Here is a 12,586-nt window from a genome sequence, read left to right as displayed (position 1 = left end):
TTTGTAATAACGCCCAGACTGATGTAATCCGTAATGCGGGAGCCGCTTGGAAGCTCAGCAACGGTACGTGCCATATGCGGTCCTCCTGTGAAAATTTACCACAGGATACCACACTTCGTTTGTTAAGTGAACAGTATTGGATTTAGCCCGGATTATTCATGAATGTGCGACCAAAATGCAGTTTCGGACACGGAAAAACGCTGACCGACGCCGACCGTCCGGTCCTGGTCGGCGTCCAATTTTTTTGCTTTTCATCCGCGTGCGGTTCTGCTTCATCAATAAATCCGGTTAGCTCAGTCTTCACACAATCTTCACATCTGGTCCGCCCTGAAATGTGAAAGATAAGACCAAATGTCCACGTCATGGGTGGGGCGCTGGAGGCTGCGCCCTCATCTTGGGTTTTTGTGCCGTATGACCTTCTCTTTTGCCTGCTCCGATTCCACAATGGTTGGATCTTTTGCGACAGACGGATGTTGCTGATGTCGATGAGTCTTGCAGGCCGGGCCATGGGCTGCTCGAAGAAGGCGCAGAAGATCGAGTTGCTCTCAATCAGAAGGCTGGAACCGGAGGAGATGGCCAAGAAGATGGATCAAGAGGCCCAGTTTAGCTGGGCTTCTGGCCGGGAAGATTTCCCTGAATCATACGGTTCAAATTTCCCCAATGCCGATCTGATCCATCAAAAACACTGCTGTGCAAGGCAGTTACGGCTTTCCTCTGCTGGAACGTTGATTGCATGATTTTGAGCAGGAGCCGTTGCCGCTATCTCCTCGGCACAGTGAGCGCTCATAGATTCACGGCGAACGCCGAAATGGAGGCGGATGAAATGCTACAAGGATCTTCTTCAAAGCGATGCGATGGAAGTCAGGTAACCGGCGGGAAAAAGCAGATGGTCGTATACGGCATTCTCGTCACGCTCATCGGACTCTTTTCCAGCCAGGGCTCTGCAACGGCGCAGACCCGTGATATCGATCTCGGGATTGGAATTTCCGATGGGAGGCTGCAGAGTTTCTATCTTGCCATTGGCGACCACTATGGAATACAGCCTCGGCTGGTGGTGGAGGTTAGGGATCGTTATAGATGCCCGGAGGAGGAACTGCCGGTCGTCTTTTTCCTCGCTGCGCGGGCCCATGTCGAGCCCGCGGCCATCCTCAGTCTCCGGATCCAGAGAATGTCCTGGCTCGACATAGCTTTCCACTACCGTCTCACCCCGGACATTTTCTTCGTTCCTGTAGGCCCGGGACGGATCGGGCCGCCTTACGGCAACGCCTATGGGTACTACAGGAAATACGGGCCAACCCGGGATTGGAAGAAGTTCCGGCTTAGCGATCACGAAGTCGTCGATCTCGTCAACCTCAGGTTCATGTCCGAACACTACAGGATGCCTCCGGAAACGGTAATTGCGATGCGCGGCCGCGAAAGCAGGTTCCTCGTCATTAACGATGAAATCAGGAAGGACAGGGACAAGGGCAAACCGGACAAAGAGGACCAGAAGGGCAAGGGCAGGGGCAAGAAAAAACGATAGTCCGGATTATTCACGAGTGCATGGCAAAAATGGATCTCTGGACGCCGAAAAACACCAACCGCCGCCGACAGTCTTGTGCGGAAACGGGCTCGGACCGAAACATCCCGAATGCGCTCAGCTTATCAGTCTAAAAACATGGGCTGAATCAGGGCTCAGCCTCGATTCTTGGCCCTGGTTTAGCTATTTCGAGACACCAGCACTCATGGCCGGCCTCGGAATCGAGCCCGGGGCGAGCTTGTCCCCTTCGGTCCCGTCTCGGAGTCACCGAGCGCCGCCATGAAGCGCTGCTTGATAAACACACAGTCAAGCGGTGGCTTGGCCGTCGGCGCCGATTCGTCCACCTTGGCCACCACCAACCATGGGCCGGGAGCGCCGCGGCTCTCGCGCAGCACCGCCTCCAGCGCCGCCAGGTCCCGGACGGTTGTGGTCTGCGCAATTCCCAGGGCGCGTGCGGCGCTTTCCAGATCAGCTGCACCGCTGGTAGGCGTTGCCTGCCCTCCGGTAGTGCCGTACTTCCCGTTGTCCATCACTACGATGAAGAGATTCGGCGGGGCACAGGCGCCGATGGTGGCCAGGCTGCCCAGGTTCATCAGCAGCGAACCATCGCCGTCCAGCGCCACCACCCGGCGATCGGGACGTGCCAGTGCCAAGCCCAGGGCGATCGAGGTTGTGAGCCCCATGCTGCCCCAGGTGTAGAGATTGAGCGGTCGGTCTCCGGCGGCGAACAGGTCGTAGGCGGGATGACCGAGGCTTACCACGACCGGTTCGTCCGTCAGCGTTTGCGAGAGGCATGCGGTCGCCTCAATTCGATTCATGGGCGCCCTCCCGGCACGGTAAGGGTCCGTGGCAGCAGGCAGGCCACGGGGAGGTGGGTATGGGATGCCAGTGAGGCGGCGGCACGAACTGTTTCTTCGGCCGTCCCATGGTGTTCGATCGCCATGTGCTGAATGCCGAAGGCGTCGAGAACGGGCACGACGGCGCGTCCCATCGGAACCTGGGCACAGTTCCACTCGTCAGGGCCTCCACGCATGCTGATGATGAACAGAACCGGGATCCGGTAGGCGACGAGCAAGGAGCCTAGGGCATTGAGCGTATTGCCAAGCCCGCTCGATTGCATCATCAGCGCCGGTCGGGTGCCGCCGAGGTAGAGCCCTGCCGCAATCCCGAGCGCCTCTTCCTCGCGTGTCGCAAGCGTCGCCCTCACATCCGGATAATCCCTCACGAGCACCTCCAGGATGCAGGAAAGCGGATTGTCCGGAACATAGACCACCTCACGGCAGCCGCTCGCGTGCAGGCCGGCACAGATTCCGCAGGCCCATGGTGGAGTGATCGGGGCGCCGGACGGCCCATTGTTTTCCGCTGATTCGTGCATATCGTAGATCCCGCGCACAAAAGGAAAGGGCCGGTATTTGGACTCCATGTCCGGAATGAGAGCCGCTTCTGTTGGTGCCGTGAACAGGTCCGCCCCGCGGACAGTGCCGGGAGCCGGTGCCGGGCCGATTCTACACTAAAAGTGGCCTCATCCGGCAACGCTGTCGCTGGAGGATCCTTGATAGCATCCGGAGGCGTTTTGAAAGGCTGCCTGCCTGTCGACCGCTCTGTCCATCGAAGACCGAATCTGCCATCAAAGCGGTGACCGCCGGCGGAACGTGCCCTTAGCCGTGATTACCTTCCCGGCTTCAATTTCTGTTCGAACCAGCCAGTGATTGTGTCGAGCAAGTCTTGGCCAACTGATGCCATACCAGGTTCTCCAGAATCAGCGCGGATGCATCGGTTTTTCCGGAAGCTTCGGTCGTGCCGGTCACTTTTACCTGGCCCCCGTCGATCGTGAACAGGAGCCTGGTGCCGGGTTCCTTCACCAGGCTGAAACTCTTTGGCTGTGCGCCTTGGTAGTCGGTCGCGGTCCTGAAGTTCAGTGAAGCACCTTCCAGGTTGAGCGTGGTGACGCTTTCAGCGCCTTCGGGATTTTTGATCGTGAATGTTTCGCTGCCGGTCATTTTGCCGCCCTTGAACATAACCAGTTTTCCGGAATCCAGACTCGTTTCCTGGGACTGACCGGCGACCATCAAACAGCCGGCCATGAGCATCAAAACCGACAGTGACGATCTCATTTTTCTCTATCCCCAAGCAATCACGATCAAAGCGTGAGATGAATCAGCGACAGGATCGTCGCACTTCAGGCCGCCTCTTTCGCCGTCGCAGCATCCCGACCACTTCCTTCTCTGCCTCAGGGAAACCTTCCGCACCCGACCGATGGACAGCTCGCCAGCCACAGTTGCCAAGTTTATCCCAAATTCGAGTCCTGAACGGAAGAACCTGCCGCTTAAGTCAAAGGCGTTGCGCCAGTCCCATGTCGATCGTGCCCTACGAAGCCCCGGCTGTGCAATCCTGGAGTCTTGGTGATCCGGTGAACTGTGGAAAACCTTACAGTCATGCGGAAGCGGTGCCGCGGATCCCGCAGCGGCGCGTGAACGTAAGCCCGCGCGTCGACTATCAGCTCAACAGCAAGAATACCTTGACGGTTCGTTACTCGTTCTCGCGCACCGACATCCGTGATTCCGGTCTGGGCAGCTTCAATCTGGCTTCGCGCGGCTATCACAGCGAGAGCCGGAACCAGACTCTGCAGTTCACTGAGACCGCGCTGCTGGTATGGGAGATCTCGCCTCGGATTCCGGCATTCCGCGCCAGCAATTCACGGTGGCGCGCCTCAAGCGCGACGTGTTCGGCAGGTCATCGATCGGAGCCATGATCGTGAATCGCGAGGGCGGCGCCTTGACGCGCTACAACCGCGCGGCCGGGATCGACGCGCTGATCAACCTTTCCGACCACTGGCAGATCATTACATTCCTCATGGGAACGGACACGCCCGGCGTGCACTCGAGTTTTGCGTCGGGCCGTGTGGGGTCCTACTTTGAAGACGACCGTTTCCGGGTCACCGCCGTCTATGAAGACATCGGGGCAAACTTCAACCCCGAGGTCGGCTTCAGCGATTTGTTCGTGATCTATAACCAGACGACCCGGCGTGGCCTCGAACAGCCCTCCTACCAGTTCCAGGTCAAGCTGACCTATAACTTCACCTGGAACCAGTAAAATGTCCCCGTCAGCGCTTCCGGCGCGCAACCAGCCGAGTCTGACAACTGCCTCCAGAAGGCCCGCTCTTTGTGGACTTTCGTCACGACCGGGTGCGGCCCCGGCGTTCTTGGTCGCGGTCTTCTCGTCCCGTTTTTCGCCGCAATCCGCAATGGGTTTGCGCACCCACAAACAAGAATCCGGGTGTGGATAATCTTCAATAAATGATGAATATGCAGCAGCAGAGTGTTGAAAATCCAACACTAAGGTTAGGCAATTTGACCCTGTGGGGTTGCATCAGAATGCCGGGCGCGGGAAATTTCGTATTCCCCCCGGCGAGTGTTGATATGACTGGCAGGAGCAGACTGGGATGGGCCAATCTTGTGCAGATACCGCGTCAGATATATGCTTTTCACAGTATTGTTAAAGATATGCATGGGAATTGGCACACTGATTGCTCGGCAGTCCGGTAGCAGGTGAAGAATGGAATTACGCGTGATGATCCCGAGGGTTGTAAGCTTCCTGGTCATGCTGCCCCTTTTGCTGTCGCCGGGACTGACTCTCTGCAAGCCTGGTTGCCCCATGAGCTTAGACGCCGGCGCCTCCCATGCTCAGCGGTCGTGCTGCTCTGATGAAGAGCATCGTGCCTGCCAGCGAGACCGTGGATCTGACGCGGCTGAACAGAGCAAGCCGGTTCAGCACTCCCCTTATGATAATTGCTGCCGAATAGGAATTCCCATTCCCAAAGGATTACAGCCGCAGCAGATTTCCCGGACTTTTTTGCCGCAAGCGATCTCATGCGTCTCGACAATGCTTGCATCGGATTCTCCCTGTGGAGAATTGTCTGATCGAATGGCAGGCATGGGAGCCCTGAGGCCTGGGACCATTCCCATCTCACCCGGCTTCACGCCTCTACGCATCTGATCCCCACGACCACCCTGTGAGGCAATAGAGCTCTGTTGCCTGTGGCTCCATTATGCCGGTTTTTCGCATAAGCACCGGGCCGACTGGTCAGGAGTTCACGCTCGGATGTTCCCAATCGAGGTTCTGGATGGGATCCGATCAAGGCTGTGGCACTCTTCCCAACAATAATGTAGCGAGGAAATGATGCAGCGAGAAAACCGAAACTGTGCAAATGATCCCCGAACAAGGAAAATCAGGGTCGTGATTCTTGCCTTGTCCTTCATGGCGTCATTGTCAGGCACGTCGCGCGGCCAGGATGGAACCCTGGATCAGCTGGTACAGGAACTCTTGCAGAAAAATCCTGCCATTCTCGCCGCCCGGCGCGCCGTCGACGCCAAGCGGGCCGTGGTTCTCCCCGCTCGAACCCTTCCTGACCCAAGCATCACGTACGAAAACATGGGGAACCTCATCCCTCCGACGTTGCAGGCAGGCGATCCCTCCAGCGCCCGCGTGTTGCGATTGGCGCAGGAAATTCCGTTCCCCGGGAAATTGAATCTGCAGGGGCAGATTGCTTCCGCCGAGGCAGATGCGGAGATGTGGAGATACGAAGAGGTTCGCCGCGAGGCCGTTTCGGAATTAAAGATGGCTTACTACGACCTGTTCCTGGCCCAAAAGTTGACGGACGTCGTGGAAAAATCAAGAGATCTCCTGCTCCAGTTCTCCGAGATCAGCCAGGCGCGTTACAAGGTCGGCCAGGCAGCCCAGCAGGATGTCCTCAAGGCGCAAGTCGAAGTATCGCGCCTGCTCGACCGGCTGGCTGTCCTGCGGCAAGAGAAAGAGACTGCGCAGGTGCGAATCAATACTCTGCTCTACCGCCCGCCCGACACTCCGATCGCCCGCCTGCAGGAACTCCAAAACCCGAAGTTATCGCGGACCCTGGACGAGCTTTACCAGCTGGCTCTGGCAAAAAATCCCCAGGTGCAGATGAATCGAAAGGACATCGATCGTGGCGAGCTGGGCGTGTCACTTGCTAAAAAATCATTCTATCCGGATTTTGAATTCGGTTTTTCCTTCTACAACCGGAGCGACATGCCGCAAATGTATGGGTTGATGGTCAAAGCCACTGTGCCGCTCTATTTCTGGCGCAAGCAGAGGCCCGAACTGGAGGCAGCCACCTCCGAGCTCATCGGGCAACGCCGCCAATATGAGAGCACTCTGTCGACCCTCTATTTCCGCCTGAAGGACCCATTCTTAAAAACCACTACTGATGCTAATTTGCTGGAGCTTTATGGCGGCGCAATTATTCCCCAGGCAACTCTCGCTTTGGAATCTTCGATATCCAGCTACCGGGTGGGCGCGGTGGACTTCCTGACGCTAGTGAGTAATCAGACAACCGTCCTGGAATATGAAATGAAGTACTACGAGGTGCTCGCGGACTTCTACAAGGCGCTGGCAAGTCTGGAAGCGATAACGGGAGAAGTGCTTGCCGAATAGACGTCACCCCTTGTAAGTGAACGTGGAGGTATGCAATGTCATCGGATGAAGAAAACGTAAATCAAAAAAGCGAGGCTCGTCAGAAAGAAGACCAGGTGGCTAAAAGCGCGTCCACTACTCCCCCTGGGCCGGTTGTTCCTCCCGAACCCGCTGGTCCCGCGGCGCCCATTTTTCCCCCCGAAGCTGCCACCCTCCCCGGGCCGGTTGTTCCCCCTGCGCCTGCCGGTCCCCCAGCGCCTCGCCACCCGCGGCGGGCTATCTGGATGCTGCTGTTCGTCGTTGCGCTAGCGGGTGCGGCTTACATCTTTCGCGGAAGCCTGGAGTCGATCTGGAAGCCCCAGGGCGCCCGGAGCGCCAGGCCAGGCGAGCGGAAAATCCTCTATTATCGATGCTCCATGCATCATGAGGTCAAGTCGGATAAACCGGGGAAGTGCCCCATTTGCGGCATGGATCTGGTGCCCGTCTATGCAGAGGAACCGGAGCAGGCGGCGATCTCCGGCGAACGCAAGGTTCTGTACTGGCAGGATGCCATGAATCCGCAGAACCATTACGACAAGCCGGGCAAAGCCCCGGATGGCATGGATCTGGTGCCCGTCTATGCGGAGGAGCAAAGCGGCGCAGCTCAACCTCAGGAAGACGCATTCAAGATCAGCTCCGCAAAGCAGCAACTGATCGGTGTGCAGTATGGCGAGGTGACGCGGCAGCCGCTCACAAAGACCATCCGCGCGGTGGCGCGATTATCGTATGACGAAACCCGGATTGCGCGCATTCATGCAAAGATCGAGGGCTGGATTGACCGGGTTCTCGTCGATTTTACGGGCCAGCTTGTCACCAAGAACCAGCCTCTGCTGAGCATATACAGCCCGGAGCTGGTCGCCACACAGGACGAGTATCTGCTCGCGCTGCGGGCACAAGAGAAGCTGGGCAGCAGCTCTTACAAAGACGTGGCCGCCGGCGCCAACTCGCTGCTCGAAGCCGCTCGGAGACGCCTGGAACTGTGGGATATCTCGGAGCAGCAGATAGCTGAGGTCGAGAAAACCAGGAAGCCAATAAAGGCGCTTATGCTCTATTCTCCGGTGAGCGGATTCGTCACCGCCCGCAACGCCTATGAAAATCAGCGCATCACGCCTGACACGGAGTTGTATGCGATTGCCGACTTGTCGACTGTCTGGGCGATCGCTGATTTCTATGAGTATGAGATTCATGAGGTCCAACTGGGCCAGACGGTCATGCTGACGATCGACTCTTTCCCCGGACGGACCTTCCGCGGCAAAGTCACTTACATTTACCCGCAGCTCGACAACACCACCCGCACGCTCCGGGTCCGGGCGGAGTTCCCCAACCCGGATTTCACGCTCAAACCCGAGATGTACGCGAATGCGGACTTGAAGATCGACTATGGACAGAGGCTGGCTATCCCGCAGGAAGCCGTCCTCGATTCCGGCGCCGAGCAAATGGTCTTTGTGGCTCTCGAAGGAGGGTACTTCGAGCCACGCAAGGTTGTACTCGGCGACAGGGTGGATAACCGAGTGATCGTGCTCAGCGGGCTGAAGGCGGGCGAGAAGATAGTGACCTCCGGGAATTTCCTGATCGACTCCGAAAGCAAGTTGAAGTCGGCGGCCGGCGGGATGGGGATCCCAGGGATGGAGCACGGCGCCGCCTCAGGGGGAAAAACCAAAAAGTCGCCCGATGCGCCGGCACCGCAGAGCGCCCCCATGGATCTATCCAAGCATCAACCGCAAAAGAAAGGCGGGTTCATGGTCCCCTCCAATCCTCAATTGCAGCCGGAGCAAAACAACCATGATTAACAAGATCATCGAGGCGTGCGCGCACAACAAGTTCATCGTGCTCCTCTTCATCATGGTCGCTACCATGGTCGGCGTCTGGTCCATCCAGAACATCACCTTGGATGCGATCCCTGATCTTTCCGACACGCAGGTCATCATCTACACCCGGTGGGACCGCAGCCCCGACATCATCGAAGACCAGGTAACCTACCCCATCATCTCCGCCATGTTGGGGGTGCCGAAAGTAAAGGACATTCGGGGATTTTCCGATTTCGGTTTCTCCTACGTCTACATCATCTTCGAAGACGGCACCGACATCTACTGGGCGCGCTCGCGCACGTTGGAGTATTTGAGCAACATCCTGCCCCGGCTTCCCCAGGGTGTGAACGTGGAGCTGGCTCGTGACGAGACCGCAGTGGGGTGGGTTTATGAGTACGCGCTGGTAGACAAGACCGGCAAGAACAATCTGGCGCAACTGCGTTCGTTCCAGGACTGGTATTTGCGGTATGCCCTCCAGGCGGTTCCCGGCGTCGCCGAGGTCGCGCCTCTGGGTGGTTTCGTACGCCAGTACCAGATCAACGTGGATCCGAATGCTCTCCTGGCCTATGACGTTCCCATCGATCGCGTAGTCAGCGCGGTGCAGCGGGGGAACAACGATGTAGGTGGCCGGCTGGTGGAATTTTCCGGCCGCGAATACATGGTCCGGGGCCGCGGGTACATAAAGAAGCTCTCCGACATCGAGAATATCGTGGTCGGCACCAGCAAAAACGGCGGGACACCGATTCTGGTCAAAAACCTCGGCACTGTTACTTTGGGTCCGGACATCCGCCGGGGCATCGCTGAGCTCGATGGCGAAGGGGAGGCCGTGGGCGGCATCGTCATCATGCGCTACGGCGAGAATGCCCTGAAAGTGATCGAGCGGGTGCGCGCGAAGCTCGAGGAGATGAAAGCGTCCCTACCGCCCGGCGTGGAGATCGTCACTACCTATGACCGGGCCGAGCTGATCCAGCGTGCCATCGAAACCCTCAAGGGTACTCTCATTGAAGAGTTGACCATCGTCAGCCTGGTCATTCTGATCTTCCTGTGGCACTTCCCGTCAGCCATCATCCCGATCCTGACCATTCCGATCACGATCATCATCGCGTTCATCCCACTGCACGGCATGCACATGACGGCGAACATCATGAGTCTGGGCGGCATCGCCATCGCCATCGGCGCCATGGTGGACGCCGCCATTGTCGTGGTGGAACAAACGCACAAGAAGCTCGAACACTGGGATACGGAGGGCAGGCGGGGCAGTTACAAAGATGTGGTCATCGGCGCAGTTAAGGAAGTGGGTGGGCCGAGCTTTTTCGCGCTGCTGATTATCGCGGTTTCGTTCCTGCCCATCTTCACGCTGGAAGGTCAGGAAGGCCGGCTCTTCAAGCCGCTGGCTTATACCAAGACCTTCTCGATGGCAATTGCCGGCTTCCTCGCCATCACTCTGGATCCGGCTATGCGGTTGCTTTTTACTCATATGGATCCTTACCGGTTCCGTCCCAAATGGGTGGCCTCTATTGTGAATGCGGTTCTCGTCGGCAAGATTCATAGCGAAGAGAACCACCCCATCAGCAAGCCGCTGATGAAAATCTACCACCCAATCTGCGATTTCGTGTTGCAGTACCGCTGGGCAGTTGTCGGCGCGGCCATTTTGGTGGTTGCCTTCACTGTCCCGGTGTTTGAGCGTCTGGGGTCGGAGTTCATGCCCGAACTCAACGAAGGCGTCCTCCTTTACATGCCGACCACGCCACCAGGTATTTCCGTGACCGAGGCGGGCAAGCTGCTCCAGGTCCAGGACAAAGTCCTCAAGCAATTTCCCGAGGTCGAACGCGTGTTTGGAAAGGCCGGCCGAGCCGAAACGGCTACCGATCCCGCGCCATTTTCAATGATGGAAACCGTCATCGTCCTGAAACCCGAGGCGCAATGGCCTAAAGTTCCACAATGGTATTCCCCATGGGCTCCGGAATGGCTTCAAGGGATGCTCCGAAGAGCCTGGCCGGACCATAAGAGTATCAAAGAGCTGGTGTATGGTCCGGGCGGTATGAACGACGCCATGCAGTTCCCAGGGGTGGTCAATGCCTGGACGATGCCCATCAAGGCTCGGGTGGACATGCTTACTACCGGCGTGCGCACGCCCATCGGCATCAAAATCATGGGCGCGGATCTCGACAAGGTGCAGGAGCTTGGAATCCATATCGAAAGCGTCTTGAAAAACGTCGCCGGAACCAAGAGCGTCTTTGCCGAGCGGACGGCAGGGGGGTACTTCCTGGATTTCGATCTCAACCGCGAAGCCCTGGCTCGCTACGGCATGACGATCGACGACGCCAACGACGTGGTCATGCAGGCTATCGGGGGAGAAAACGTCACTACGACGGTTGAAGGCCGCGAGCGCTATCCTGTCAATGTGCGCTACCTGCGCGACTATCGGAGCGATCTCGACAAGCTTACCCGCACTCTTGTGATGGCGCCCAACGGAACCCAGATTCCGATAGCCCAACTGGCCGACATCAAGCTCGTAACCGGGCCATCGATGATCCGGGACGAGAACGGCAGGTTGAGCGGATATGTCTACGTGGACTTCGACACCTCGAAGCGGGACATCGGCAGCTATGTCGCGGATGCCAAGAAAGTCCTGCGGGAAAACCTGACGCTTCCTACAGGCTACCAGCTGATCTGGAGCGGTCAGTTCGAGTACATGGAACTGGCAAAGGCGCGCCTCTACGTGGTCGTTCCCATCACGATCTTCATCATCTTCATGCTCCTGTATCTCAACACGAAGTCGGTTGCCAAAACCATCATCATCTTCCTGGCCGTGCCGTTTTCAGCCGTCGGCGCGATCTGGTTCCTCTACCTGTTGGGCTACAATATGAGCATCGCGGTATGGGTTGGCCTCATCGCCCTCATGGGCGTCGATGCTGAAACCGGGATGTTCATGCTGCTCTACCTCGATCTTGCGTACCACGAAGCGAGGGATAAAGGTTTAATGAAGGGGTGGGCCGACCTTAGAGAAGCGATATTGCACGGAGCGGTCAAGCGGCTCAGGCCCAAAGTGATGACGGTGGGGGTGATGTTTACCGGTCTGGTTCCGATCATGTGGTCGACCGGAAGCGGCGCGGATGTCATGAAGCGCATCGCGGCGCCCATGATCGGCGGCATTTTCACTTCGTTTATTCTGGAACTTGCGGTCTATCCCGCGATCTATGCGATCTGGAAATGGTACGGCGAAGTCAGATCGCTTGCAAAGGAGGTAAGCCCGTGAAAATTAAAAACGTGCTTATCGGATTGATTCTCCTGGGTGTCGTTGGTGGCGGATGCTATCTGGCTTATCAGCGCCTTGTACTCCCAAGCCAGCAATGCGACATCTGTGGACGGCCTGTTCATGCCGCGCACGATTCGATTGTGCTATTGAAAAACAGCTCCAAAGTCCATACCTGCTGCCCGCGTTGCGCGCTGCATTATGAACAGAACCATCCTGGGCAGATTGCCGGACTCTTGGTTGCCGATCGCGCCACTGGAGTAAAAATCGATGGGCAGAAGGCACTCTACGTGGAAGGGTCCGACGAACAGCTCTGCGGCCCCTTGACGGAAGCCCCGCCACGCGAGCCGGGAGTCGAGTTTGATCGAACCTTCGATCGCTGTCTTCCCAGCCTGGCGGCATTCAAAGAAGAAGCGGCTGCCCGCAGTTACCAGGCCGTCCACGGAGGCAGGCTCCTGACCTATGAGCAGGCCGTCGAAAGTGTGAAAAAGCAGTGAGGCACCCATTCGAGTTTCG

General features: G+C 57.6%; 11 protein-coding genes. 8 read left to right on the top strand and 3 right to left on the bottom strand.

The features are described from left to right. The first annotated feature begins 479 nt into the window (after positions 1-479). Positions 480-737: a hypothetical protein gene (locus tag LAP85_11745; protein MBZ5497067.1), complete on the top strand. Its 258-nt coding sequence runs from the start codon at positions 480-482 to the stop codon at positions 735-737. An 86-nt stretch (positions 738-823) separates the two neighbouring features. Beyond that, positions 824-1,522: a hypothetical protein gene (locus LAP85_11740; protein ID MBZ5497066.1), complete on the top strand. Its 699-nt coding sequence runs from the start codon at positions 824-826 to the stop codon at positions 1,520-1,522. 200 nt (positions 1,523-1,722) lie between these two features. On the opposite strand, the gene LAP85_11735 is transcribed toward LAP85_11740, so the two are convergent. From LAP85_11735 to LAP85_11725, 3 genes are all read right to left on the bottom strand, one after another. Further along, the gene (locus tag LAP85_11735) at positions 1,723-2,337 is read right to left on the bottom strand and encodes a hypothetical protein (protein ID MBZ5497065.1); all 615 of its coding nucleotides are present in this window, start codon (positions 2,335-2,337) and stop codon (positions 1,723-1,725) included. Next, positions 2,334-2,894, bottom strand: a complete 561-nt coding sequence (locus LAP85_11730; GenBank protein ID MBZ5497064.1) for a hypothetical protein — start codon at positions 2,892-2,894, stop codon at positions 2,334-2,336. The genes LAP85_11735 and LAP85_11730 overlap by 4 nt, the downstream gene beginning before the upstream one ends. Positions 2,895-3,201: 307 nt before the next feature. Then, positions 3,202-3,633 carry a hypothetical protein gene (locus tag LAP85_11725; protein MBZ5497063.1) on the bottom strand — a complete coding sequence of 144 codons (432 nt, stop codon included), beginning with the start codon at positions 3,631-3,633 and terminating at the stop codon, positions 3,202-3,204. 239 nt (positions 3,634-3,872) lie between these two features. Between LAP85_11725 and LAP85_11720 the strand changes: the two genes are divergently transcribed. The 6 genes from LAP85_11720 (at position 3,873) to LAP85_11695 (ending at position 12,567) form a co-directional block, all read left to right on the top strand. After that, entirely contained in the window at positions 3,873-4,271 is a 399-nt protein-coding gene (locus tag LAP85_11720; protein ID MBZ5497062.1) for a hypothetical protein, read from the top strand. Positions 4,272-4,273: 2 nt separating this feature from the next. Beyond that, on the top strand, positions 4,274-4,612 hold the full coding sequence (locus LAP85_11715) for a hypothetical protein (protein ID MBZ5497061.1): 339 nt from the start codon (positions 4,274-4,276) through the stop codon (positions 4,610-4,612). 1,143 nt (positions 4,613-5,755) lie between these two features. Next, positions 5,756-6,988: a TolC family protein gene (locus LAP85_11710; protein ID MBZ5497060.1), complete on the top strand. Its 1,233-nt coding sequence runs from the start codon at positions 5,756-5,758 to the stop codon at positions 6,986-6,988. Between the two features lie 35 nt (positions 6,989-7,023). Further along, the gene (locus LAP85_11705) at positions 7,024-8,796 is read left to right on the top strand and encodes an efflux RND transporter periplasmic adaptor subunit (protein ID MBZ5497059.1); all 1,773 of its coding nucleotides are present in this window, start codon (positions 7,024-7,026) and stop codon (positions 8,794-8,796) included. Then, a complete protein-coding gene (locus LAP85_11700; protein MBZ5497058.1) occupies positions 8,789-12,073 on the top strand; it encodes an efflux RND transporter permease subunit in 3,285 nt (1,094 codons plus the stop codon). The genes LAP85_11705 and LAP85_11700 overlap by 8 nt, the downstream gene beginning before the upstream one ends. Beyond that, the gene (locus LAP85_11695; protein MBZ5497057.1) at positions 12,070-12,567 is read left to right on the top strand and encodes a nitrous oxide reductase accessory protein NosL; all 498 of its coding nucleotides are present in this window, start codon (positions 12,070-12,072) and stop codon (positions 12,565-12,567) included. Before LAP85_11700 ends, LAP85_11695 begins: the two co-directional genes overlap by 4 nt. The last annotated feature ends 19 nt before the right edge of the window (positions 12,568-12,586 follow it).

The sequence above is a fragment of the Terriglobia bacterium genome, from assembly GCA_020072565.1.
GTDB lineage: Bacteria > Acidobacteriota > UBA6911 > UBA6911 > UBA6911 > JAFNAG01.
This window is presented reverse-complemented; position numbering and strand designations above follow the sequence as displayed.

Bases quoted from the DNA above. Each gene is read 5' to 3' on its own strand.
- LAP85_11705 (MBZ5497059.1), top strand. From the start codon at position 7,024: ATGTCATCGGATGAAGAAAACGTAAATCAAAAAAGCGAGGCTCGTCAG.
- LAP85_11725 (MBZ5497063.1), bottom strand. From the start codon at position 3,633: ATGAGATCGTCACTGTCGGTTTTGATGCTCATGGCCGGCTGTTTGATG.
- LAP85_11720 (MBZ5497062.1), top strand. From the start codon at position 3,873: ATGTCGATCGTGCCCTACGAAGCCCCGGCTGTGCAATCCTGGAGTCTT.
- LAP85_11730 (MBZ5497064.1), bottom strand. From the start codon at position 2,894: ATGCACGAATCAGCGGAAAACAATGGGCCGTCCGGCGCCCCGATCACT.
- LAP85_11700 (MBZ5497058.1), top strand. From the start codon at position 8,789: ATGATTAACAAGATCATCGAGGCGTGCGCGCACAACAAGTTCATCGTG.
- LAP85_11745 (MBZ5497067.1), top strand. From the start codon at position 480: ATGTCGATGAGTCTTGCAGGCCGGGCCATGGGCTGCTCGAAGAAGGCG.
- LAP85_11735 (MBZ5497065.1), bottom strand. From the start codon at position 2,337: ATGAATCGAATTGAGGCGACCGCATGCCTCTCGCAAACGCTGACGGAC.
- LAP85_11740 (MBZ5497066.1), top strand. From the start codon at position 824: ATGCTACAAGGATCTTCTTCAAAGCGATGCGATGGAAGTCAGGTAACC.